Origin of the sequence: Pontibacter pudoricolor (assembly GCF_010092985.1) — a bacterium.
In the GTDB taxonomy this organism is placed as follows: Bacteria; Bacteroidota; Bacteroidia; order Cytophagales; family Hymenobacteraceae; genus Pontibacter; species Pontibacter pudoricolor.
Map to the genome: position 1 here is coordinate 1,110,429 of NZ_CP048106.1, position 24,022 is coordinate 1,134,450.

Here is a 24,022-nt window from a genome sequence, read left to right on the forward strand (position 1 = left end):
AGCTATAGTTCGTTTAAGCGAAACGTCTCTTTTAACCGGACGCCTTTTTCTGTTTGCTGCACAGTACAGCATTCATTTACTGCATCGTGCTCAAAAAACAGGACATAATTTTCATCGGCTGCCTTATCCAGGAAAGAAGCTTTCTCTTCCATTGTTATTAGCGGACGCGTGTCATAACCCATCACATAAGCCAATGGAATATGCCCAACCGAAGGTAGCAGATCAGCCATATATACCAGTTTATGGCCTTTATAATTGATGACAGGCAGCATCATCTTGTCTGTGTGCCCATCAACATAAATGATATCATACTGTGGTATCGGCGACGGCAGTGACGGATCAATAAATTTCAAATGTCCGCTCTCCTGCACCGGCAAAATATTTTCTTTCAGGAAAGATGCTTTTTCGCGTGGGTTCGGTTCTGTTGCCCATTTCCAGTGATCGGGATTGGACCAATACGTGGCATTCGGGAATACAAGTTCAAGGGAGCCACCCCCGTTTTTATACTTCACACCACCGCCACAATGGTCAAAATGCAGATGTGTAAGGAACATATCAGTTACATCTTCCGAGGAAAAACCAGCTGCTTTTAGCGAGCTATGCAAAGATGCATTGCCGTGTAAATAATAATGACTGAAAAAACGGGCGTCCTGCTTATCTCCTATTCCGTTATCGATCAGGATCAGTCTATTTCCATCCTCAATCAGTAAACAACGCATTGCCCAGGTGCAAAGGTTATTCTCATCTGCCGGATTGGTTCGTTGCCAGATGGTTTTGGGGACTACACCAAACATGGCACCTCCATCCAGTTTAAAGAATCCAGTATCTATAACGTGAAGTTTCATAGTAGTTAGGGTGTTTGTGAGCTAGAAAGGTAGAAAGTTAAAGGTAATACTCCTAAAATTTCGATACGGTTTAGTTAATTGCGTTAAATGAAAGAGAGTTAACAAAGCCTTACTTCATTAACTCTCAAACTCTCAAACTCTTTAACTCCTTAACTCTCCAGCACCACTCCCATATCAGAGAACTTCTCGATACGCTGCATAATGCGTTCTTCTTTATCTAAAGCTTCCAGTTCGTCAAGCAACTTCACGATCTCGCGCTTCATCGTCTTCATCATCTTATCAGGTTCTGTATGTGCTCCACCAAGCGGCTCTTTAATGATACCGTCTATCAGTTTGTTCTGTAGCATATCTTTTGCCGTAAGCTTCAAAGCTTCCGCTGCCTGCTCCTTATAGTTCCAACTGCGCCATAGTATGGATGAGCATGATTCCGGGGAGATAACAGAATACCAGGTATTTTCAAGCATCATTACACGGTCGCCGATAGCAATTCCCAATGCACCACCTGAAGCACCTTCACCAATAATGATACAGATAACAGGCACCTTCAGCATAAACATTTCTTTCAGGTTACGGGCAATTGCTTCCCCCTGTCCGCGCTCCTCAGCTTCTAAACCTGGGAATGCACCCGGGGTATCAATCAGTGTAACTATTGGTCTGCCGAATTTTTCTGCCATTTTCATCAGGCGAAGTGCCTTACGGTAACCTTCGGGGTTGGCCATACCAAAATTACGCAACTGACGCTGCTTGGTATTACGCCCCTTCTGTTGCCCAATAAACATGATACTACGGCCTTCAACCTCTCCAAAGCCACCAACCATAGCCTTGTCATCACCTACAGTTCGGTCGCCATGAAGCTCCACAAACTTATCTGTAATGCCCTTAATATAGTCTAAGGTATATGGCCTGTCCGGGTGACGGGAAAGCTGCACTCGCTGCCAGCGCGTAAGGTTGGCATACGTTTCCTTTTTCAGGTTTTTTATTTTTTCTTCCAGAGCCTTTACCGCCTCCGAAACATCTACCTGGCTTTCGCTTGCCAGTTTTTTCATTTCCTGCAGTTTGCCTTCTAGGGCAGCAATCGGCTGTTCGAAATCTAAAAGCATATTTTCTTCGCTAGTAATTCGCTACAAATTTAACAGATTATGTTATTACAGGTAAGTAAGTAGAGAAAATATAGTGGAATTGAAAAATAAAAGTGGTGGCACACAACAAATTAGGTTTTTGAAGAGAAAATATAGTGCGAAAAATATGCATTGGTGTTGCAGAATACGAAAATACGCTCTACATTTGCATCACTTTAACGAACAGCGTTAAGGAAAACAAAGTTGGTCCGGTAGTTCAGTTGGTTAGAATGCCGCCCTGTCACGGCGGAGGTCGCGGGTTCGAGTCCCGTCCGGACCGCAGATTATCTGCGGTCAACGCATCCAGAGCAAAAGGCTCTTGTTTCACATTATTGGTCCGGTAGTTCAGTTGGTTAGAATGCCGCCCTGTCACGGCGGAGGTCGCGGGTTCGAGTCCCGTCCGGACCGCTCTTCTAAAAGAGAAGCCCTTGAAATTTATTTTTCAAGGGCTTTTTTGTTACTAATTCCCAATATTTTAGTTGCCTAGTATTATTCTTTCTAAACCATCTAACACTTACATTTTAATGTCTAGACGGCACTAAAGTTTTTTGTTTCTCAACGTGGCTATACTCAAAATACTTCTTGAATTTTAGCACCTTGTTTTCGAAGAAGTAGAAGCTAAGCGTTGAAATAAGGTAACTTAATAGAAAACTTCCAATCAAATCAGCAATTATACTTTCACTTCTTAAAAATCTACTATAAATGCTAAAGCAAAGAGGATGATATACGTACAATCCGTAGCTTATTTTACCAGTATAATTGAATATAGTTGAATTTAATAATATCTTAATTGTACTACTTTCCTTTTCGACCACAACATAAGTTACTGCCAAAAGAAAGAAAAGCCCAATCAACAGAGGCTTTATTATTTGAATATAACTGTTCCCTTCCCCACCAAACTTTAGAAATAAATAAATGGTTGGTAAGGAAAGAGTTAATGCCAAAGCAATAACTACTATAGGTTTTATTCTGCTGAGCAAATTTTTGTGCTCCGCAATGGCAAGTAACCCACCTAATGACAGTACATCCATTCTCGCAAAGGTCAGATAATAAGCTTCATACCCACTACTTACTAGAAATATCCTTACTATAAGTGCTATACCTATGATCGTAAGAATTACAATTAATAGCTGCCGACGATTTAATAAAAAAACTAACAGTGGCCATACCAAATAAAAGTGTTCCTCTACTGCTAAAGACCAGAAATGTTCAGGACCAGTATAAATCCATTGAAAAGTCATAGCAAAGTTCTGAAGATAAAGCCAGTGATAGATTTGACTACTTAAAGTTGGTATATTTTCATTAGTAAAAAGAGGTAGTATAAAATATGTTAATATAAGAAAACCGAAGTAAAGCGGAAATATCCTGATCGACCTTCGCATGTAAAACTTTTTAAAATAACCTTCCTGTTGTTTCGTATCAAGAAGAATTCGGGTGATCAGAAAACCGGAAAGAACAAAAAACAGATCGACTCCAGTCTGGCCTAGTACAGAAAATTTGAGAATAGGAGGCCAAACAGAAGATTGATACAGACGCTGTCCAAAAAAGTGGAGTATCATCACCATGAGGGCAGCAATACCACGAACACCATCTAGTTCCTTATAATAAACTAGTTTCATTATACTTAGTAAAATTTAATTAGTATACATAAAAAACTGTATCAGTTTCCGAAGCGGTTTCAGAAAGCGGGTAAAAAAACGGGGCTGGAGGCCATTAATAATCCATGCTTGATAATCCTCTTGATTTGCCCTGATACGATTCATCAAAGATATATTACTTTTACCCCCTACACGCATTTTTACAAGCTTTTCCTGTATATAGGTAGTTGAGATATTATGCTTATACAAGTAGCGTAGCATCAGCTCATAGTCGGCTGCACTTTTAAATTGCGTGTTATACAGACCTAACTTCTGATATACTTCCCTTTTTACATAAAAAGTTGGGTGTGGTGGCATCCAGCCATATAAAAAACTCTCCCGCTTAAAACTACCTGACACCCAGTTTCGGACAACTTTACTTATATCTGTCTTCTGCACATATAACAAATCGGCGTACACACTATCAGTCTTATACTTCATAAAAGCTGCTGCTACTATAGTTATACTTTCCCGTGAATAGAAAATATCATCCGAGTGCAGAAAACCGATAACATCACCTGTAGCCAAGCCAATACCTTTATTAACAGCATCATACAGGCCGTTATCCTTTTCTGATACAAACCTGCTGATGCGACTTCCAAAGCTTTTTACTATTGATACTGTTCCATCCGTTGATAATCCGTCCACAACAATATATTCTACATCTGAATACGTTTGCCCCAATACCGACTCTATAGTTTCGGCAATGGTTTCGCAGTTGTTGTAGACAATGGTGATGATAGAGATCTTCAAGGAGTAAATGCTAAAAGCTAATCATAGCCTATGGTGTTATAATGCGCTCACGCTTCGGTGTGGCAGGGTTTCCCTGGAATATGGTATAAGCTGCTAAATTCTGCGTTGCTACAGATCCGGCTGTTAGAATGCTGTGCGTGTAACAGATTAATCCCGGACATACAATGGCCTTTGCTCCTATCCAAACTCCTTCTTCCAGGATTATACTTCCAATGATAAGATCAAAGGTGTTTTTTTTATAGTTGTGACTTCCGGTAAGCAGCATTGCTCCTTGTGACAGCGTAACATTATCCTCTATGGTTACCTGTGCCAGGTTATCGATCCAGACATTTTCTCCTATCCAAACGTGATTTCCAATATTCAGCAGCCAGGGATACTTGATATTAACCATAGGCTTTATCACTACTCCTTTACCAACACTTGCCCCAAACATACGTAGCAACCACACCTTCAGACTGCTAAGAGGGTTCATGGGATTTATGAAGAATAGCCCGTTAATACAAAACCAAACTGTGCGCTTCACAAAGCCTGCACCTGGTTTATACCAGTTGTTGTTGTATGCCGATAAGTTTACGGTAGTTGTATTTCCTGCTTGCAAAGTCATTATGCAATTAACGATACTGCAAGATGCAAAATTATCATGAAGTAAGTATAATAAAACAATAAGCTCCGGGCATAAATCCTCTCAGAAACGGAAGAGTACTTTATACTGCTCTAACGCTTTAGGGTCAGATATAAACTCCTGAGCATGTGCAAAAGCTGCTTGTGTCATTTTCTGATATTGTTCATCCGGCATATCAGCTAATTCATATATAGCAGTAACAAAGCTTTCAGGTGCAGAAAGCGAAAGATCATACCCTATACCTCTATCTCTGAGATTGCGCCAAGGGGTTTGGTCACTTATGATTACCGGCAATCCGGCAACAAAGCTCTCCAGTATAATATGTCCAAAATTTTCGCCTTTAGTAGGCAACAGCAAAGCATGGTACTGCTGTAGTGTTGTATGAACCAGATCATTTTCTATACTCCCATGGTAGGTAACGCTAATTTGGTCCCGCAATTGCCCGATAAGAGACTGACACTCCTGCCAATAAGCCTCATCGTACACCGGGCCAAAAATATCCAGCTTCAGGTGAGTATCTGGTTTCAACTGTTTCAAAAGTTGTAATGCAAATAGCGTGTTTTTTTCCGGTGAAATACGGCCAATGCTTACCAGGTTTAATTCTCCTCTCCTTTTTAATTTTGCAGAAAATCCATTTCCTGTACAAGACTTTGCCAGGTTTGGAGCAACCATCACTTCCTGCTCTTGGCCTAGCACCTGAAGAATATGTTCCTGCTCTGCGCTATTTGTTGCGTGGAAACGCACTTCTCTGTAAAGGCCGATAAGTTTTGTAAAGCGTAAAAACCATTTCTTTTTAGATCCTTTTACCTGTATGGCACTAGGAGCCAACATTCCTCTCGCAGAAACAATTACATGGCTACAACCTATATACTTTGCAATCCGCAAGGGGAGCACGGAAAAATAAAAAGAATAAATTCCATTGATGAAAATGATGTCAGGGCGAACCTCAGCTGCTGCTTTTCTAAGCACACTAAATTTAAGCTCTGGTGCAGCTACATAATATACCTGTAAATGTGACGAAAGCATATTCCAACTACCGGCTTTCACCGTAGTATAAGGCTCTGTTTCACAGTAGTCCGTATCACGTGTGATTACCCAGAAATCATACTCATTCTTTAGGTGCTCTACCATATTAGCACATGACTGAATAGGCCCGCCTGCCTTATAACCCGGCAAAAACCAGTCGATGAATATGAGGATGCGGGGTTTAGGCATTTTCGGACATTACTTTCTGGTATAACGCTTCATACTGAGCAGCAACAGCCTCAGGCCTAAATCGTTTTACATTATTATATCCAGCTCTTACAAGTTGCTCTCTCAAGGCTTCATCACAAATTAATTGTTTTATCGCCAAATGAATTTGAGTTGTATCCATTGGGTCTACCAAAAGCGCCGCATTACCGGCTACCTCCGGCATGGCTGTGACATTAGAAGTAATTACAGGTCGACCTAACGCATTTGCTTCCAGAATGGGAAGTCCAAAACCTTCGTACATGGAAATAAATGTTACAATGTCGGCTATATAGTATAGCCGCTTTAGCTCCTGCTCTGATATGTTTACAAAGTTTTCATAATCAATTTGATAACTATAGAGCAGATTAATCTGTGCATCAGATAGCTTACCTACAATAAATAGTTTGCAGTTTAAGCCGGCAAGTGCCTTTGAAAGATTCTCCAGATTCTTATTAGTCTTAGTCCCTATTTGCAACAGAATAGGTTTACCAGATAAAGGTCCTTCCTTAGGTTTAAAGTCCTCTTCCCTGAAACAGATGCAATTTGGAATAACAAAGACTTTTTCTTCTGTGATACCTGAAGCACTTAACAGCTTTTGTCTGCTATGCTCAGAAATAACAGTTACATACCTGGCTCTTTGTACAGGCAGTTTCAACCAGAACAGTTGCAAAATAATATTCTTAAACTTAGAAGAGCTATGGAGAGACTCCAGATCATGAATGGTCAGGACTGTTTTCTTTCCATCAAGCGCCAAGGCCGTGTAATAAATATCTCCTGTTATATGGTTTATATCTCCTTGGTGCTTATGGGCATACCACATGTTATGTATCAATGCAAACGGATTTAGCGCTGATTTAAAAGGCATATAAACCGTCCTTACTTTCGAAATCTTAAATGCTCCCGAAATTGTTCGGAAAAGATTCTCAATACTATAGAATGATGGTGTGTATTTACGAAAAATAAGGGCTACAATCATGGTTAGATTTCTATTTTCAGTATATTCCTAAATAACCAGAATACTATGAACATAGCAATTGAGGCTTTGACTATATAATTTAATGTTGTGATCAGGTCAGTCTCAGCTTTTATCACCTGAAGAAATAGAAATGGTATCCAAACTAAAAGTGTAGGGTTATCTAAGCTTTTAACCAAAATAAATCTAAGTATAAAACTGAAGATAAGTCCTATTAGTAGCATGAATACCATACCTCCGGTGCGACCATAATTAGCATACGCCTCTCCTATAATACTAATATTCATACTTGTTCCCTGTTGCAATTCAATACCGGTAAATCGAAGCATATTTTCTCTACCCCCTGCAGTAGCTTTAGAGTCAGAGATAAATCGTGGCAGTAAAGAAGCTTTAAACGCGTTCTCTATCGTTTCACCATTTGCGAAAGGTTGATTGTAGGGCACATAGTTCATAACGCGTGCTATGATCCACCCCTGATTTACCCGGGTAATAGTATTCTCATTTCTTTTCTGCTCAAACATGCTTTCCGGGGAAAGTAGTGTAGAAAACACCATAGTTGTAAATAATTCTGTCCGGGCCAGCGAACTTAAAGAGGCATTTGTCCAGGCAATATTACGATATTGGTATTTTACTGTTTGAAGCACTAACAACATAAAAAAACCTAAGACTAAGTAAGATAGCTTTTTAGGCATGCTTACATAATTCTTTATCATATAAATAAAGACAAAGAAAAGCCCCCACAGTAAGAGGTCATGAAAGATTGCAGAGGCCAGTACCTCCAATAAAAGAAAGGCGGACACTACATATAACACGGTCTTATTACCTGACTTACTTAGGTACAAGTAAAAAGCTCCAATGTATTTTAATTGCGAAAGAAGGTATAAAAAGAAGTACAACGACGGAGGCACAAAACTTGTCAGTAAACTCGCTGCAAAACCAAGACCTAATAAATAATAAGCACCCTGTGTTTTAGAAGAAGTCGATTCCTCTAGCTTTTCAACCTGGGATAGCGAAATTTGCTGCGCACTAAATACAGGCAAAGACAGTCCAATATAATATAGAAAAGTGCCCGGGATAATGTAACTGAAGTAGGCTTCTTCCGGAATATTCATCCCATAGAATGGATGGTTTATTCCGGTATAATAACTCAGCACCGGTCCTATGATCCATTGCAGGGATGCAATAAAACCAATTACAAGGTTAACAGGAATACCTTCTCCAAAACCAAATAATAGGTTGATTAAGATGTAACCAAAGAAGAGAGATCCGGTTACTGCCCAAAGTGATAAGCTAGTAAATGCAAGCAATACTATCGCAAGACAAATCAAAATACCTGCCATGTAAGCAAGTTTATTATTTTGCTTGCTGCTAATCATTCTAAGCTAATAATTATTTATGTAGTTCGAAATTGCATCACTCGTATGCTGAAAGCTCCAATCTTTGATCTTCATCGCCGAATAGTTTCCCATATGCTTAACTTGCTTCTTAGGCATATTCGCAATAATATTCAAAACATCAGCAAGTTGGACAAGATTATCAGACTCAAATATAAAACCATTCTTGCCAATCTCAATAAGATCTGCCACCCCTCCCACCTTATTACTTGCTATTACTACGAGGCCGCACGCCATTGCTTCATTCATACTCAACCCCCATGTTTCTGTAACAGAAGGTAAAACTAACACGTCACCAAGCCTGTAAGTAGCCGGCATCATAGATTGGTTCTGAAATGGCAGAAACTTTATATTCTGGTTTAAATCAGCTGCTTGTTTCAATTCAACATCAAGAGCTCCATCTCCGACTAAAAGCAAAATAGATTCAGTAGATTTAATTGAATTAAAAGCATCAATTAATAGTTTTGGGTTCTTCTTCCACTCAAACTTACCAGTAAACAGGAAAACCTTTTTATTGTGGTCAATACCAAGATGTTTTCTCAGTTCTTCAGACTTGAATTCATGCTCTAATGAGCTAAATCTATCATTATCAATTGCATGAGGAGCATAAATAAGGTTTTTTTCCAAAACACCATGTTTTAAAAAGTATTTCCTGTTGTTTGATCCAACATACAAGGCAGCATCTACGTGCTTGTATACCCAAGATAATAACACGCGCCGCAGAAGGGTTTTAAAGCCGGGCTTTTCATCCAATAAGGTGGAGTCTCCTCTGAAGATAACTTTAGCTTTATTATGAAAATGTCGCAGCACTTTAAGATGGCTATGAAACTTCCAGCCATATACCAAAATATGAGTTGCCCCGAAAGATTCGATCTCCTGAACCAGCGTTGGATTAATAATTCCCCTGAAAGATGAAGTAGATGGTTTAGAAGAAGTATTCTTTACAAAGGTATAATCATACCCATCCAGTAAAGGAATATCCCATTTTATGGCTTTCTTAAAGCCCGGATCAGTAAACCCTGACGATTCCTTCCCTAAGGTATAAAACACCTTTACTTTAAAACGTACATCCTGGGCAAGTAGCTTGAAAAGGGGAGCATTATACTGTATAGGGTGTGAAGAAAGAACTGCCAGTTTATTCATGTACCAAACTTTTCTGGATTGCCTTATTTAAATATTCAGCAAGAATTTTAGTAACGTTAAAAGCTGAATATTGCTCAAAAGCTGATGTATCTACTCTAGTCGGATCGAAAGCTGAATGATAATTTCGATAGAGTGTCAGTTTATCAGCGAACAACTCACTTATAGTTGATAAATCTGACTCTCCATTAAACTTTAATACAATTCCAGCCCTTGACTCCTCAATTACCTCTCCTGCCGTACTCGCACTATGCAATACAGCCAGTATAGGCTTCTGGGATAGTATACCCTGGTAGACTTTTGAAGGTGTGTAATGTGGCTCTGTACTTCCCAGCACAAAAATTCCATCAGATGCCTCAAGGTGCGCTAGCACATCAAGGTATGGGATGCGCTTCGGATACTCAAAAACAACAGATTGCCAGAGATTATACTTCTCTGCTAATGGTTTAATAGTAAAACTGGTTTCATCATTAGCCCAACTGCCGGTACCAATAAAGTGTAACTCAATATCATTAATCTCCTCGTGTGTCTGTAGCCACTGAAATATTACCTCCAAAGGTTTGTAAGCTTTTGGCAACATAGCTCCTGCATATACTAATTGCAATTTATCCGGCTTTGAAGTAAAGAGGTAAGGTTCAATATTTAGCTTTTTGAGTGCAGAATGATCTTCTGGTTCTCCACCATAAGGCATTGCAACGTATACCGACTGCTTATATAAATGGGAATTACGTTCCAGTACAGGTTTAAAATAGCCCTCGGCCACTCCTGTGATCAAGGTAGCTCCCTTTACAGCAATTGGTTCTAATAAACCAGAAAGCTTAGTACTTAACCAATGACGCGAAAACATGCGCTCACTACCAGCAAAAATATGCACCCAAGGATCAATATAATCAATGCCATAAGGAATACCCGTTTTAATGTTTACTGCCCTTCCTAACAAAGAAGCATAAAAAGATGGGATTGGAATGTAAATAAAATCTGGTCTTTCAGTCTTTATAAGTTTAAGAAGCTTTTTATACAAATGATATCCCCCACGAAGCCCAATATCACCAATAACACGAACAGGGCCTGTTGGAAAGGCATTAACAGTCTCAATTTGCAATTCTGGGCTTACTAACTCTTGCAGCTTCCAGTCTAATTTCTCCTCATAGTGGCTGTGATGCACAGTAAGCACGATCGGCTTCCAGCCAAAGGCAGGCAAATGTTTAGCGAATAAGCGGGTGCGATGAACAGCTGCCAGGTTAGAGGGTGGAAAATGCGGAGAAACTATGATTAATTTCTTCATGATTACTTTTGAAGCGCTCTTTCCCATAAAGTTACTAGCTTTTGCGCTTCTGTTTCAAAGGCAATCCCTCGTGCCTGATCAAATCTTTTTTGTTTTGAAGCTCTGATAGACTCAATATTTCCCAAAATAAACTCAATAATAGTTACCAAAGCCTGCACATTTTGCTCTGTTACAATACCGTCATCTTTATACGACGCCATAAATGCAAGCTGCGCTTTAGTATCTGTAGCCAATATATATAGCCCGGCCTGCTTGTAAGCAAATATCTTATTAGACAAGGCTATATCTTTGTTAAGATCAGTAGTTGAAATTTCTAAAGCCAACCCGATATCGTAATCAGATAACATCTGATGCAAGTCCTTTTGTGATAAAGGTGCTTTGATCACTACATAGTTTCTCCCAGTCAGATAAGTTTCAGCAAACTCCGGGTTAAGATTACCTATTAATGTTAGATTTACCTTATAGGAGAAAATATCTAACGCAGGCAATAACAACTCCAGACCACGCCCAAAATTAATGTTTTGTGAAAACCAAACCAGGTTAACTTTCTCATTAGATAATTTAGAAGATGCAGACCTAAACTCCGAACTATAAAATGAGTTATTGACTGTAATAACAGGCACGTTACAAAGTCTCTTTACTTCTTCAGCTATTAATGGAGAAGCTGCTGTTACATAGTTTGCTTTCAATAGTAGCTGTTTCATTAAAACTGTACGCCGTATTATTTCCTTTACAGCATCTACTTTAATGACCTCGCCTGGGTGAAAATCCTCTACATCAAATCCAAAGGGAATTTGATACTGTTTAGCAAATTGATAAGCTGGATAAAGTGCCCCTAAGTTGTGAGCAATTACCAAATCAACTGAGTTAAGATTTAATTGCCTTAATTTTTGATGCAGCACATAACTTCTCTTATCAGAAGCTAAGGCCGCTATAAATAAGGAGGATCTAAATATCTTATCAGCCTTTTTAGCAAAAGAATTTAAAAGAGATGATGTAAGCCAACTATAAAAATGACTTTTAGTAATTGGCAGGTAAACAAATGAAACTTGGGGAAATTGTTTCGTATACTCTTCTTCTAACCCAATCGTCCACTGCTTTAAATCAAACAGTAGTACTGTCACTCTATAATTCAATGCCAGAGCTAACTGAATCTCCTTTACTAATCTTGGATTTGAGGAAAGGTTGGCAGTGGTTAGGAAAAGGAGATGCACTAAATAATACTTTTTAATATGAATTTGATTCGCTTTGCTACCTTCCAGCCAAATAAGATTTTAATTATCTCTATGGTTGTACCTCCTATTTTAGGCGTTTGTACGTCAATATTATAGGATCTAAATCTTTTATAAGCAATATCTGATAATATATGGTTATTTAAATAAGTAGAAACAGCAAAATCTAAATACTGTTTAGCGATCGCTTTTTTCAAATTGGTTCCTGAAGTATATCTGCCTAAATATGTTCTCTTTAAATCAATTGTTAGTAATGTGTTCCTGAGATATAAAAAATCTTTCCGCTGGCTTAATGCATCACCTTTGATAGATCTTCTGTAATAATTATAAACGTTCGGCACATATACAACTCCACCTGAAGCTAGTAGTATTCTGGAAAAAAATTCTCCATCATCATCCGGACATCTATAGTTACGCCACCCCCCTGCTTTATCAATCAAAGGACGTGGCACTAACCAACTGTTCGTTTGAATAAAATTTGATTGTCCGTTAGCCCCATATAGGTTTAGCAAAAAATTGACAGGGTCATTTGTTGAAAAAATAAAAGTATCCTGATCATGCTCATAGGTACTATGTGATAAATCACTTTCAGCAAAAAAATTAATATAATTGCATACAGCAACTTTATCATAACTCCCTTTAAGCGCTGCTACCTGCTTTTCAATTTTATCAACAGACAAATAATCATCTGCATCCATAAATTGAATGTATTCACCGGCGGCATATGATAAGCCTGTATTTCTAGCTACTGCTGCACCGGCATTTGGCTGTTTAATTACTTTAACGTTATTAGATTCAAATTGCTTGGCTACAGTATAGCTATTATCTGTAGATGAATCATCTATAATTATTATTTCAATGTCTTTATAAGTCTGTTTTAAAAGGCAATCAAGTGAATTATATAAATATAATTCACTATTAAATACAGGTACTATAATAGATACTTTTGGTATCATTCTAGAGAGCAATAATTATTGTACTAAAGCGGTTAAAACGTCTTTTATTCCAAAACCAGCTTTTTTCATAGCATAACGGGTTCTGGGGAAATCAAGCGTGGTTACATAGAACTTTATAATATTAACAAAAAAACGCCTTTTGTTTTTATTATGAAGGAAAACCTTTTGGGCTTTACTAATTGGCAAATCAATTTCTTCCAAAGCATTATTCAAATACAAGTAAGAGTTATAAAGATAGCCATATTTATTGTTAATCTCCTGCCCTTCGTGCCTTCTATAAAATATTAAATCAAAAGGCAAAACTATTGAATCAGTTTTAGAAGCGGCATTTAAATTATAATATCCATCATTTGCAGGACCATATTTAATCGGAAACCCACCAATAGATCTAAAAAACAACGTTTTTATGATTGAACCGCCAGGGCCAACTAAAAGAAGTGGATTTTTAAAAAAATGGTCACGGATCGTACTTTCGGGATTTAACAATTTTGGCTCGGAATAATAAGGTGAATAGAATCCAAAATTGGCAGTTGGATACAAGCGAAATAAATTAATACATTGTTCAATGGTCTTGGGTAAAATCTTATCATCAGAGTCAACACTCATTAAGTACTCACCTGTAGCGAAGCTCGCTGCTTGATTACGGTTTGGATAATCACCAAGATTCTTTTCATTTTTATAAACTCTTACTCGCTGATCATCACTAGCATACCTGTGAGCTATTTTTAATGTTTTATCACTTGAGCAATCATCCAAAATTATTAGTTCCCAATTTGTATAAGTAGATTTCAAGACACTTTCTATAGCTTCGCCTATATATTTTTCCCTGTTATAAGCAGTCATAAGAATACTGACCAATGGTTGATATATTTCAGGCTTCATAGCTTTATGCATCTAACAAATTATTCAATTCAATCCTAATTTTGTTACCAATTAGACTCCATTCAAAATTATCTTCAACATACTTTCTCGCTAACATGCTGGTTTCTTTAAATAAGATGTCATTTTCGAGTAAATGTTGTATCGCAGATGCGAAACCTTCAGCTTTGTCCTCGATAAAAATATGGGTTCTATTTACAGCCCCCAGTCCTTCGGCCCCGATAGTAGTTGATACAACTGGATTTCCTAAACTCATGGCCTCTAAAATTTTTAATCGTGTGCCACTACCACTTAACAGAGGTACTATAGCTATAGAAGCATTATTGTAATAAGGTTCTACCGCTTCTACCCTTCCAACAAAATCTATTGCAGGATCATTTAATAAGTTTTTATAGCTTTGATAATTACTGATGTTACCAACTATTGTCAGCTTCAGAGATTTTAGATTATGTATTAAAATGGGGAATACATTTTTATAAAACCAAAGTAATCCTTCTTTATTAGGCAGATAATCCAGTGACCCACAAAATATTATATTATATTTTATTTTTTCTTTTTTAAAAGGATCATATTTCTTACCTATTGTATCCACACCATTAGGTATTATTCTGCCCCTAATTCGAAAATTATTTAGCCTTTCAATTTTAATCTTATCTTCTTCAGAGCAGCAAAAGAAAAAGTTAACATTTTCAGTCAAGGCTTTTTCAAGTTGATAAGCATTTTTAGAATAAATCTTGTATTTATTCTCTCCTGTTGCAATTGCCTGTTGCTCCCATAACTCAGAATCCACATTATGCGCATCGTATAAATGCTTTACATTTGGTTGAAATCGGGAAATAGTATCTCGAAAATAAGATAGTGCTTCCAGGTTTTCATAAATGATAATATCAAATTTAATCTCCGTTAATAAAGAAGATAATGCAGTGTAAGATTTTAAGTAAAATAAATTAGCTGACCCGCTTAATTTACGTTGCAGAAACCTATAGTTTATAGCATCAGCATATTTATCGGGAAGTAGCGAGTTAATATATGATTTAAATTTACTATGCTGATCTATACTTAGAAGGTGTATATTTTTACTTATTGTATCATCATCAATGTTAAATTCGGAGAAAGTTTGTGGGCTCAATACATACACTACATGATCCCTAGCCATTTCTTTTAAAATATGAAAGCAACGTAATGCTCCACCTCCTATTCGAGGATAAAATGAATAGGGTATGATTGACAAAATGTTAGCCATTTACATAGATATATATTAAAAAAAATATTTAAGTCATTTTATAAACGGATACTACTTCCAAAATTATATTAATAGCTAAATTATTTTAGTTTTAAAAAATGAAAACAAGAGGTAATAAATCGTCCCAACCTGAAGCTAGTACTATTTTCATAGGAATTTTTAGTTTCAACAGTTGATCTTATAGCTTTCAATAAAGCCTCTTCACAGGCTTCCAATTCCAATTTTCTCAACTCATTTATATGATCGGGTGAAAGTACATCTAAATGCTCATGCATATCCTTATATATTATTTTAGATAATAACTGCCAAGAGTAAGCAGATTTAGCATTTTTACCTGCATGTTGCAACTGTGTTAATGATCCATCTCGGGAATTTATATTATAAAGTGGTTTATTAATAGCTATCCCTTTATATTTTTTCAATATTTTATATACCCAATAAATATCTTCAGCCACTCTTCCTGCAAAGTATGGATGATATCCGTTAGTTTCTGTAAGAACAGCCCTAGAAATCATCATTGTTGCACACATGGTCGGTTCTAGGTGTTTAGAATTATTGTATCCAAACTTTAAAAATTCATCTTTCAACTCCTTATCTGTTAGCGCAATATTGTTAGGTACTGAATGTCTCAAATTAACATATTTATAGTTTGTAAAACATATACCTAATTTAGTTAGATTCCTAAACTGACTAACTTGGAGTTCTATTCTATTGAACTCAGACCAATCATCGGCATCTTGAAATGCAATAAGATCTCCTGTACAAGCCGATAACGCTATATTTACAGCTCCAATTTTCTGCGTATTCTCTTTTAATTCAATTACATTGACTCGCTCATCCTGAAAAGACTTGATTTTTAATAATGTATCATCAGTAGATGCATCATCTATCAAAAAAATCTCCAGACGCGGATAAGTTTGGTTGAGAATGGAAAGGACAGCTCTTTCTATATAGGCTGCAACATTATAACAGGGTATTATAACAGAAACTAAAGGATGCATCTCCATTATCTTACAACTACTCTTATACCTAATTTAATGATACTTTTAACTAAAAAAAAGTCATACGCGTGGTCAAGCAGTAACTGCTTAACTCCCCATTTAGCTTCCTTTAGGTGTTTATGATGGAAATGATAGTTAGTATATTTCTTCAGAAAATGTAACCGTAGATTTCTCTTAGAAGCTTTGTTATCATTAATTTTCCAATCCCGGTTTAACTTATAAATCTTTTGAGTTTTATATATTTCATCAATCCAAAAACTGGTAACCTGCCGAGGTAAACCGGCAAAAGTCTGAAGATCAACTATTATACTACTTCTTTCATACAAAAAATTGTTTTCTACTTTATTACTCACAGTTTTAGAACCTTCGTGAAGCCTGAAGTTAACAAGTGGTTTGTTAATCTTTAGAAATCTCTCCTGACCATGAAGCAAAAGATATCGTACCCATAATTCGCCATCCATAATGTAATGCATATCTTCCGGTAGGGGCCCAACTTCTTTAATAATACTTGTTCTAAAAAAGGTAGATGGCTGTGCAATTTGTGCCCACTCAATAGTTTCCTCAAGTGTCTTCATTAAAGACGTTCCTTCACATAGATGTAATTCCCCATTTGCATATACATGATTTTCATAACCTGAAACAACATGCACAGAAGGATCATTCATAAACTGAAGTGCTACTTCATATAGTGCATTAGGTTGATACCAATCATCACTATTAAGCCAGTTAAAAATTTCACCTGTACACCTTTCAAGTCCTTTATTTATAGCATGACTTTGCCCCTTGTCCGGTTCACTTATCCAATATGTAATATCCTTTTCATACCTTTTAATTACCTCAATAGTATTATCAGTACTACCACCATCAATAATTATAAACTCTAAATTAGGGTAACTTTGATTAATAACTGACAGAATTGTCTGCTCAATAAATTGCCCTTGATTGTAAGAAGGAGTAACTATAGATATTTTAGGCCACTTATGCTCTTGCATATCTACCGTAGGTTTATTTTTGAACAAAGATTGAAAGCAATAAAAGCTTGAAGAATAAGTTGTATGCCCATTACGAACATAATTTTCTCCAATTTGTAAATCTTATTGTCTTGAATTAAATAACAATTCATTATAGCAATTTACAAATTGTAAGCGAATTCTTTTGAAATGAATTCAGCCAACTTTTCATTTTAATGTGTATAATTATAGTAAATATTCCGATTTAGTCAGATGTTATGTTTAGTGAAATCCGTAAAAGTTATTTGTAGCCCCACAAGCTTTTGAGATGTCTTTTTCATAGTATCTAGATTACTTATTTGCTTTTTTCTTTCCATATAAATTGATGAAAGCACGAGTACTATTTTTTTACCCTTCCTTACTGCCAAATCAATTACCACTTTAGTTTAATCAATAACTTCTTGGTTAATGAGAGCCCTGTAACAACCTTATTCATTCTCATCCAATCATACTGCATCCATGTAGCATAAACTGGTTCATGCCCCATTGCTTGATCGGCGACAGGGCCTATGATTCAGATCCGCTAGATGAGAAACTGAGAGAAAAAGGTGTGGAGCTAATCGCACCGCACCGCAAGAACAGGGTGAAGAAAAAGACGCAGGATGGCAGAAAGCTCAGGCGCTACAAAAAAAGATAGAAAGTAGAGCGTTTCTTTGCCTAGTTCTTTAACTTAAGAAGAACCTTAGTAAGGAACGAGTACAAAGCTGAAAACTATCTGGCCTTTGTCCTGCTAGCCTGCATGAAAATCATGCTAAGGTATTTTTGAGATAACTTCTACTCACGTTTAAGCCCAACTTTAACCAAACGGTAATCATAAACTTGACAGCAACATCTACTTAAGAAATTTCTTTGATGGTATTAGGGATTAACTAGGAAATTTTAGTCTATTGATGCCTTAGCTGTCAGAGATATTATAAGCCTACAATTCACAAATTAGAGGTAATAAGACATGCTCTTTTGGTGAGAAAGAGAGATCTTCCAATTAAAAGACACTTATCATTAAATTATAATATTAAATAGCAAAACTAACAAGCAAAATTAAATCATAATCTACTTTTGAATGAATATTTTGAAACACATAGAGCCCCAAATAAGATTGTTAAAAAATTATAACAATTTTATTTGCTGATACTGATTCATATTCTCAACATATCACTCTATATCAGTAATTCTAAAGCCTTATTAACTACAATATCTACCGCTTCTCTATTGATCTGACGGAAATTGGCTAGTTCATCTTTTTCAAAACCTTCCTTGGGATAAACATTAATTATATTAGTAGCTAAATCTTTAGGATAAGGATGAAATCTACCTCTATACCTACCGTGAGAAACACATATTGCAGAGGAAGCAGTAGCTGCTGCAATATGAACAGCACTTGTCTCATTTGATATAAGCAGATCAGCACTAGCAATAATATTTATTAACTGTGGAAGATCTAATAAACCTGTTAAATCAAGAACTTTAACATTTTGGTTAATATTTTTTATAATATTTTCAGCTATAAACTTCTCACTTTTAGAGCCAGTAATTACAAATTTTATAGAACTATTAATTTGATCTTGTATAGAGTTAACTGTTAATGCAAAATATAATGCACTCCAGCGCCTAAAAGCCTCACCCGCTCCAGGCACAATAACAATTGTTATTACCTGATCTTCTCTTTTAAAATCAACAGGTAAAGATAATATAGGCATTTGTTCTGAAGATCCAGTTAGTTTTTCGAAGAACTCTCTATTTCTATTAAACTCAAATTCATCAGTATCAGAAACTTTAATAAGTTTATCGTAGAACTTAGAGGATCTCTTATATTTTTCAAAAGTTTCAAAATTTATACTATCCCCTTCACTACCAATAACCTTTTTACCACCAATACTGGATATAAATTCATCAAATTCCCATCTCCTTGAATGCATAGGATTTATTATTAAATCATAGCTTTTTAATTTAAGTTTTAATAACAGCTTAAATTTCTTTAGATGATTATGATAAAGTAAAGATGGATTAATCCAAATGAAGTGATCTATTACAGAAAAATCATATGATTCAGAAAGAGTTCTAACAGAACTATTCCCTAACAAGGTAATAGTTCTGTTCTTATACTGTGGTTGATTCTTTAAGAAATGCAGGTAGTTCCTAAACAAAATATAATCACCTATTGCATCTAACCTAACAATAAGAATACGGTTAGAATTAAATGGCAATACTATTTTCCTAACTATTAGAAAAATCAAATACCAAATACTCTTTTTTATCTTAGCTAACAAAGGGACTTAAAATTTTTTGATATTCACTAAATTTAGTTTTTTTCAAATCAAAAAGCCGATTTCTTTCTTGATTAATATTCTCCAACAGCAACTCTACATTGGAAAGAAGCACTTTAGGTGTTGCTTCTTTTACATATAAAATTGGCAGATTAATATTATCTAACATGAGCATTCTAGTATCTGTACAGACAGATACTGCTGGAACGCCAACACTAGCCATTGCTACTGATGCATGCATCCTGTTATTTATTCCTACTTTTGCAAACTTGATAATTTCTAAATATTCTGAGACAGATTTTGGAAAGTAGTGAATGAATGAAGGCGCTATTTTCTCTGCTAATTCAACTTCCTTTTCACTATGACAAATAAAACGGATATCATGTTCTCCTTTTAATTTATCTATTAAATACAAAACAGAATTCTCCCATTCTTGATTATTTATTTGCTGGTCCCAACTATAATGTCCGCCACCTTCCATATAATTGATTAAGATATATTCTCCTTCTCTTTTGTTTTCAAAAGCTTTATCTACAAAGAAAGCAGTACATGGAAGTAATTCATTTTTTATACCAACAGAAGAAAAGAGCTTATTAGCAAGCTTATCCCGTGTAGTTGTGATTTTACATAAACTACCTATATCTTCTGCATAGATTTTTTCCCTATTATCTATAAATCCTTCTTGTTTTTCCCAAGGATAACATGAACCGGCTGCAAGATTTATTGTTGGCACTTTATCTTTCAACCTGGCAACGGTATTATACCAAATAGGTTGAGCCCACTCGTTTTCAAAGCAGTTAGGCCAAAGTACCGGAGCTCCACTTTGTATAATTAAATCTTGATTCTTAAAAACGCTGAATAAGTGGTAAAAAAACTTATTATATGCATAATATAAGAAACGTTTCCCTTTAAAAGGAGGAAGCTTAGTTAGAAAATGAAACGGGCTATTAGGTAAAACAGCAGTTTCTGGCTGATGTTTATTAACATAGGTAAAGGTTACGTTGTCATTGAGAGTAGCTATTATATTCTCAATACCTGTCCTAATAAAATCATCTCCAATATTTGTATCTATAGTAGTTATAAAACCAATTTTCATATCACACTTTTAAGATCTCTTTTTATATAAACTTTACACAATATATACTATTTCAATCTAAGCATAATGTACTAATTTGAAAAAGGAAATAATGAAATCTAAAATAGAGTATATTATTAATTTAATATACTTCTAATATTAAAGACACAATTTTTAATGGGTTTGTAAGCTTTTGAAACAAAGTATCTAAAAAAGACCATTATAGTATCAAACTTACCCTTTTCGCTTATAACTTGTGCAGTCATAGTTAAATGCCCCCTATCATAAACTTTATCGACTTCAATTTTACCATTTTCTTTTAAAGGAAATGAAAGAGAAAACACCTTTTTAACCGCCCATTTAGGAGCTAAAGTAGTATGAGTTGCTGTTGCATTGAAACCAATATTCTCAATTAAATTTTTTGAAGGAATAATGCTTAATCCATTGTTAAGCAGCTTGCAGAGTGTCCATTGATAATCCCAGGTATTAATTCGACCATCATAAAGGTTATCGTATAGCTGCTTTCTTTCCGTTCTGAACTTAGAGGAGAAAAAAGACTCTAAAATAAAATTTTGAATGTTGTTATCTTTCCAAAATTTAACTTCAACATCATAGCATTTCCAAGCTCTTCTCCAACTAGCCCATCCCCAGACGCTTCCAAAATGACTAAAGTGAAATGATTGATTATTTGCTTTCCATGTCTCATATATATTAAAACCTGCTACATGCATTACTCGATTGTCAAACCTGTATTTTTCCAGCAGCTCTTCACAATAGTTAAAAAAGCTTATATCTGGTAAGATATCATCTTCTAAAATGATACCTTCCTCAATCTGCTCAAAAAACCATGTTATAGCACTACTTACTGCATACTTACATCCAAGATTACTCTCTCTAAAAAGTGTTACAACCTTACAATCCCAGTCAACTGATGTTGCAATATCACGTGTCAACTTACAATTCTCAATATCATCATCTCTGCCTTCACGTGGACCATCAGCAGCAACGAATAAAAGTTTAGGTCTGACTTCACGTATCTTTTCAAATACTATTTGAGTTTGTTGAGGCCTATTAAAAATAAGAAATAATACAGGTGTGTTAAGCATACTCTATAACTATGATATAGGCTTCGAATTCAGAAAAACAATTCTCTTTATCTTGCCTAAATAAACCCTGGTCCTTCTATATATTGTAATCCAATGGTATTTAGGATAATAGATAGTTATACCTTTATAAAATTTAGAGTAATAACATTTATAAGTAGAAAAGAAATCAACGCCATGTTTAATTAAATTTAATCTATACGTGTCAATGATCTCTTTTAGATCAGGCCTTTGTGATAAGGAGTACAAGGAATATCTTGAAACATCGTTTGAGTGCGCCTTAACTCCACTAAAGTGATAAAATATCAAATCATAATCATGATTGATTTTATATAAATTATTTCCCCTACTTGTAACTTCTCTTTCATGTAAGTTCCAACCTGCCATGTTATATCCAGGGCTTTTTTCAATATATACATTTTGAAAAAAAACAATAGCTAAATTAATCCACTTTTGATCAAAAAAGAGGTGCATATCACTATTGCTATACGCTTGATTTATAAGCCGTTTTTGCCACCAATCTAGAAACTTAAAAGCTTCATCACATCGAGAAACTCCTATAAAGCCAAGATTAAAAGTTCCTCCATTCAAAAAGCTGCTTTCAGCTATACCAAAGGGATGTTCATCACTTGGTGTAAGCAAATGAGGTGTAACAATTAATGTATTCTTACTTAGAGTGACAATAGCATCATTAAGCTTCCCGAAGACCATTATATCTGGATCAAAATAAAATACAGCATTAATATTGATCTCCGTTTTTAAAATATGGTTAATAATATAGGGCTTTACAGCTGTATTTAATTCTGTAATATTATAACGCACACACATACCCTTAAAGTCAGTAACGGGAATGTTTTCAATTTCTATTACCTGAAAAGGAATTTTATCTTTTATGTGCTCACGTCCCTCAAACTTATCAACCAAATATATTCTGAAGTCAACGTTCAAGTTAGACTCCTCCAATGATTTACCTAACGTTATAGCCTGCGCCAGATAATTAATAGAGCATATTGTAAAGGCAATAGTAGACATAATTAATTCTTATTTGTTACCGACTACAATCTTGATAATCATAAAAATTGTAGTCTATGCATGTATTGGAGTTGGAGCTTGAGTTTGTTGGTATATAGTTGTTTTCAAGTTTATTGCTTTTTTTTCAATTAAATTCCATGAAATAAAGCCAGCAATTAGAGCAATTGGAATTGTTAAAATTGTCAGTAGTAAATGATCTAATAAAAAAAAGTGCATTAATACCTGCTGAATTAAAAAGCCATATATATAAACTCCATAAGACAAGTCTCCTATTTTATTATTTAATCCGCCAATCCATTTCGTATTAGTTAAGCCAATGGTTAAAATAATTATAGGAAATAGAAACACTTCAAATTCAATATATGTATTCAGTGCTATTGTGATTATCATAACCAATGATGCCAAACTGGCAACAATAGGCATATACCTGATTGATGAAAAATTAAAGGCTGATAATAAAGCTCCGGCGTTAAAGTACAAACCGAAATCAATTACAGCAAAAGGCCTAAATCCAGTCATTCCAAAATCTGTTTGTTGACTTGCAGACCCCAATGTTGAACGCTCTAACCCCAGTGGAGAAAATACTAGATCGTAAATAAAAGCGATCTCATGAAATCTTAATACATATAAACAAATGAAAGATATTGTTAGCAGACTTTTGATCAATAATTTCTTCTCCTTGATAAAAAACAATGAACTTAAAACTATATAAAACAGGAATTCATATTGTAATGTCCATATAGAGCCATTTATATAAGCTGAATATGGATTATTTTCTATTGTATCTAAGATTGTACCCTGAAAAGGTCCAAAGGGTAAAAAATTCGTAAGAACATATGTATATGGCTCTGAGGTAAGAGTAAAATATCCTATAATACTATACCTGTGAGACAAAACAGAAAAGCAAATTGAAGTAACTAAAAGTACTACTAATAACCCAGGGAAAATTCTTAAAACCCTTTTTATATAATATTCGCTAATAGTATTACTATTATTTAGACTTTGCAAAATTAAATAACCACTAATCGTAAAGAAACCATACAGGCCTACTCTTGAAAATGTAATTTGATTATTCGTTAATTGATATAGACCATCATTATAGTGGATACCAGTCAATGTATAAGAATGAGTTATTATAACAAATAAAGCAAATAGTAGCCTTAGAAAATCAAAATTATTTTGATGCCTTGATTTCATATTTGATTCTTCAGAAAAAATAAATCAATT

22 protein-coding genes and 2 tRNA genes are annotated in these 24,022 nt (G+C 35.4%); 3 read left to right on the plus strand and 21 right to left on the minus strand.

Annotated features, from left to right (window positions below; all coding sequences use genetic code 11):
• Positions 1-2: 2 nt before the first annotated feature.
• Together GSQ66_RS04820 and GSQ66_RS04825 are read right to left on the minus strand one after the other, a co-directional pair.
• Positions 3-845: an MBL fold metallo-hydrolase gene (locus GSQ66_RS04820; RefSeq protein ID WP_162426421.1), complete on the minus strand. Its 843-nt coding sequence runs from the start codon at positions 843-845 to the stop codon at positions 3-5.
• Between the two features lie 149 nt (positions 846-994).
• A complete protein-coding gene (locus tag GSQ66_RS04825) occupies positions 995-1,945 on the minus strand; it encodes an acetyl-CoA carboxylase carboxyltransferase subunit alpha (RefSeq protein ID WP_162426422.1) in 951 nt (316 codons plus the stop codon).
• 224 nt (positions 1,946-2,169) lie between these two features.
• Between GSQ66_RS04825 and GSQ66_RS04830 the strand changes: the two genes are divergently transcribed.
• Positions 2,170-2,243: transfer RNA gene (locus GSQ66_RS04830), tRNA-Asp, on the plus strand.
• Between the two features lie 54 nt (positions 2,244-2,297).
• Positions 2,298-2,371: transfer RNA gene (locus GSQ66_RS04835), tRNA-Asp, on the plus strand.
• Positions 2,372-2,484: 113 nt separating this feature from the next.
• On the opposite strand, the gene GSQ66_RS04840 is transcribed toward GSQ66_RS04835, so the two are convergent.
• From GSQ66_RS04840 to GSQ66_RS04905, 14 genes are all read right to left on the minus strand, one after another.
• Complete coding sequence (locus GSQ66_RS04840) at positions 2,485-3,582, minus strand: acyltransferase family protein (protein ID WP_162426423.1); 1,098 nt, start codon at positions 3,580-3,582, stop codon at positions 2,485-2,487.
• Between the two features lie 15 nt (positions 3,583-3,597).
• Positions 3,598-4,353, minus strand: coding sequence for a glycosyltransferase family 2 protein (locus tag GSQ66_RS04845; RefSeq protein WP_162426424.1), 756 nt, complete (start codon positions 4,351-4,353; stop codon positions 3,598-3,600).
• 28 nt (positions 4,354-4,381) lie between these two features.
• A complete protein-coding gene (locus GSQ66_RS04850; RefSeq protein WP_162426425.1) occupies positions 4,382-4,957 on the minus strand; it encodes a WcaF family extracellular polysaccharide biosynthesis acetyltransferase in 576 nt (191 codons plus the stop codon).
• A gap of 81 nt (positions 4,958-5,038) precedes the next feature.
• A complete protein-coding gene (locus GSQ66_RS04855) occupies positions 5,039-6,190 on the minus strand; it encodes a glycosyltransferase family 4 protein (RefSeq protein WP_162426426.1) in 1,152 nt (383 codons plus the stop codon).
• Positions 6,183-7,184 (minus strand): glycosyltransferase family 4 protein, encoded by a 1,002-nt coding sequence (locus GSQ66_RS04860; RefSeq protein ID WP_162426427.1) that lies wholly within the window; start codon positions 7,182-7,184, stop codon positions 6,183-6,185. The genes GSQ66_RS04855 and GSQ66_RS04860 overlap by 8 nt, the downstream gene beginning before the upstream one ends.
• A 2-nt stretch (positions 7,185-7,186) precedes the next feature.
• On the minus strand, positions 7,187-8,521 hold the full coding sequence (locus GSQ66_RS04865; RefSeq protein ID WP_162426428.1) for a hypothetical protein: 1,335 nt from the start codon (positions 8,519-8,521) through the stop codon (positions 7,187-7,189).
• Between the two features lie 42 nt (positions 8,522-8,563).
• Positions 8,564-9,718: a glycosyltransferase family 4 protein gene (locus GSQ66_RS04870; RefSeq protein WP_162426429.1), complete on the minus strand. Its 1,155-nt coding sequence runs from the start codon at positions 9,716-9,718 to the stop codon at positions 8,564-8,566.
• A complete protein-coding gene (locus tag GSQ66_RS04875; RefSeq protein WP_162426430.1) occupies positions 9,711-11,027 on the minus strand; it encodes a glycosyltransferase family protein in 1,317 nt (438 codons plus the stop codon). Before GSQ66_RS04875 ends, GSQ66_RS04870 begins: the two co-directional genes overlap by 8 nt.
• A complete protein-coding gene (locus GSQ66_RS04880) occupies positions 11,003-12,124 on the minus strand; it encodes a glycosyltransferase family protein (RefSeq protein ID WP_162426431.1) in 1,122 nt (373 codons plus the stop codon). Before GSQ66_RS04880 ends, GSQ66_RS04875 begins: the two co-directional genes overlap by 25 nt.
• 89 nt (positions 12,125-12,213) lie before the next feature.
• Complete coding sequence (locus tag GSQ66_RS04885; protein ID WP_162426432.1) at positions 12,214-13,188, minus strand: glycosyltransferase family 2 protein; 975 nt, start codon at positions 13,186-13,188, stop codon at positions 12,214-12,216.
• Positions 13,189-13,203: 15 nt separating this feature from the next.
• Positions 13,204-14,070, minus strand: coding sequence for a glycosyltransferase family 2 protein (locus tag GSQ66_RS04890; protein WP_162426433.1), 867 nt, complete (start codon positions 14,068-14,070; stop codon positions 13,204-13,206).
• Between the two features lie 4 nt (positions 14,071-14,074).
• A complete protein-coding gene (locus tag GSQ66_RS04895) occupies positions 14,075-15,310 on the minus strand; it encodes a glycosyltransferase family 4 protein (RefSeq protein WP_162426434.1) in 1,236 nt (411 codons plus the stop codon).
• Positions 15,311-15,390: 80 nt separating this feature from the next.
• Positions 15,391-16,317 (minus strand): glycosyltransferase family 2 protein, encoded by a 927-nt coding sequence (locus GSQ66_RS04900; protein ID WP_162426435.1) that lies wholly within the window; start codon positions 16,315-16,317, stop codon positions 15,391-15,393.
• Positions 16,317-17,303, minus strand: a complete 987-nt coding sequence (locus tag GSQ66_RS04905) for a glycosyltransferase family 2 protein (protein WP_162426436.1) — start codon at positions 17,301-17,303, stop codon at positions 16,317-16,319. Before GSQ66_RS04905 ends, GSQ66_RS04900 begins: the two co-directional genes overlap by 1 nt.
• A 496-nt stretch (positions 17,304-17,799) precedes the next feature.
• On the opposite strand from GSQ66_RS04905, the gene GSQ66_RS04910 reads away from it, so the two are divergent.
• Entirely contained in the window at positions 17,800-17,958 is a 159-nt protein-coding gene (locus GSQ66_RS04910) for a hypothetical protein (protein ID WP_162426437.1), read from the plus strand.
• A gap of 520 nt (positions 17,959-18,478) precedes the next feature.
• On the opposite strand, the gene GSQ66_RS04915 is transcribed toward GSQ66_RS04910, so the two are convergent.
• From GSQ66_RS04915 to GSQ66_RS04935, 5 genes are all read right to left on the minus strand, one after another.
• Positions 18,479-19,588: a glycosyltransferase family 9 protein gene (locus GSQ66_RS04915; protein WP_162426438.1), complete on the minus strand. Its 1,110-nt coding sequence runs from the start codon at positions 19,586-19,588 to the stop codon at positions 18,479-18,481.
• Entirely contained in the window at positions 19,578-20,681 is a 1,104-nt protein-coding gene (locus GSQ66_RS04920) for a polysaccharide pyruvyl transferase family protein (protein WP_162426439.1), read from the minus strand. The genes GSQ66_RS04915 and GSQ66_RS04920 overlap by 11 nt, the downstream gene beginning before the upstream one ends.
• A gap of 116 nt (positions 20,682-20,797) precedes the next feature.
• Positions 20,798-21,766: a hypothetical protein gene (locus tag GSQ66_RS04925; RefSeq protein WP_162426440.1), complete on the minus strand. Its 969-nt coding sequence runs from the start codon at positions 21,764-21,766 to the stop codon at positions 20,798-20,800.
• 9 nt (positions 21,767-21,775) lie between these two features.
• Positions 21,776-22,795: a glycosyl transferase gene (locus GSQ66_RS04930; protein ID WP_162426441.1), complete on the minus strand. Its 1,020-nt coding sequence runs from the start codon at positions 22,793-22,795 to the stop codon at positions 21,776-21,778.
• 54 nt (positions 22,796-22,849) lie between these two features.
• On the minus strand, positions 22,850-23,992 hold the full coding sequence (locus GSQ66_RS04935; protein WP_162426442.1) for an acyltransferase family protein: 1,143 nt from the start codon (positions 23,990-23,992) through the stop codon (positions 22,850-22,852).
• Between the last annotated feature and the right edge of the window lie 30 nt (positions 23,993-24,022).

Bases quoted from the DNA above. Each gene is read 5' to 3' on its own strand.
- GSQ66_RS04870 (WP_162426429.1), bottom strand. From the start codon at position 9,718: ATGAATAAACTGGCAGTTCTTTCTTCACACCCTATACAGTATAATGCT.
- GSQ66_RS04865 (WP_162426428.1), bottom strand. From the start codon at position 8,521: ATGGCAGGTATTTTGATTTGTCTTGCGATAGTATTGCTTGCATTTACT.
- GSQ66_RS04900 (WP_162426435.1), bottom strand. From the start codon at position 16,317: ATGGAGATGCATCCTTTAGTTTCTGTTATAATACCCTGTTATAATGTT.
- GSQ66_RS04860 (WP_162426427.1), bottom strand. From the start codon at position 7,184: ATGATTGTAGCCCTTATTTTTCGTAAATACACACCATCATTCTATAGT.
- GSQ66_RS04885 (WP_162426432.1), bottom strand. From the start codon at position 13,188: ATGATACCAAAAGTATCTATTATAGTACCTGTATTTAATAGTGAATTA.
- GSQ66_RS04895 (WP_162426434.1), bottom strand. From the start codon at position 15,310: ATGGCTAACATTTTGTCAATCATACCCTATTCATTTTATCCTCGAATA.
- GSQ66_RS04825 (WP_162426422.1), bottom strand. From the start codon at position 1,945: ATGCTTTTAGATTTCGAACAGCCGATTGCTGCCCTAGAAGGCAAACTG.
- GSQ66_RS04875 (WP_162426430.1), bottom strand. From the start codon at position 11,027: ATGGGAAAGAGCGCTTCAAAAGTAATCATGAAGAAATTAATCATAGTT.
- GSQ66_RS04820 (WP_162426421.1), bottom strand. From the start codon at position 845: ATGAAACTTCACGTTATAGATACTGGATTCTTTAAACTGGATGGAGGT.
- GSQ66_RS04935 (WP_162426442.1), bottom strand. From the start codon at position 23,992: ATGAAATCAAGGCATCAAAATAATTTTGATTTTCTAAGGCTACTATTT.
- GSQ66_RS04920 (WP_162426439.1), bottom strand. From the start codon at position 20,681: ATGAAAATTGGTTTTATAACTACTATAGATACAAATATTGGAGATGAT.
- GSQ66_RS04855 (WP_162426426.1), bottom strand. From the start codon at position 6,190: ATGCCTAAACCCCGCATCCTCATATTCATCGACTGGTTTTTGCCGGGT.
- GSQ66_RS04840 (WP_162426423.1), bottom strand. From the start codon at position 3,582: ATGAAACTAGTTTATTATAAGGAACTAGATGGTGTTCGTGGTATTGCT.
- GSQ66_RS04905 (WP_162426436.1), bottom strand. From the start codon at position 17,303: ATGCAAGAGCATAAGTGGCCTAAAATATCTATAGTTACTCCTTCTTAC.
- GSQ66_RS04850 (WP_162426425.1), bottom strand. From the start codon at position 4,957: ATGACTTTGCAAGCAGGAAATACAACTACCGTAAACTTATCGGCATAC.
- GSQ66_RS04925 (WP_162426440.1), bottom strand. From the start codon at position 21,766: ATGCTTAACACACCTGTATTATTTCTTATTTTTAATAGGCCTCAACAA.
- GSQ66_RS04910 (WP_162426437.1), top strand. From the start codon at position 17,800: ATGCCCCATTGCTTGATCGGCGACAGGGCCTATGATTCAGATCCGCTA.
- GSQ66_RS04930 (WP_162426441.1), bottom strand. From the start codon at position 22,795: ATGTCTACTATTGCCTTTACAATATGCTCTATTAATTATCTGGCGCAG.
- GSQ66_RS04890 (WP_162426433.1), bottom strand. From the start codon at position 14,070: ATGAAGCCTGAAATATATCAACCATTGGTCAGTATTCTTATGACTGCT.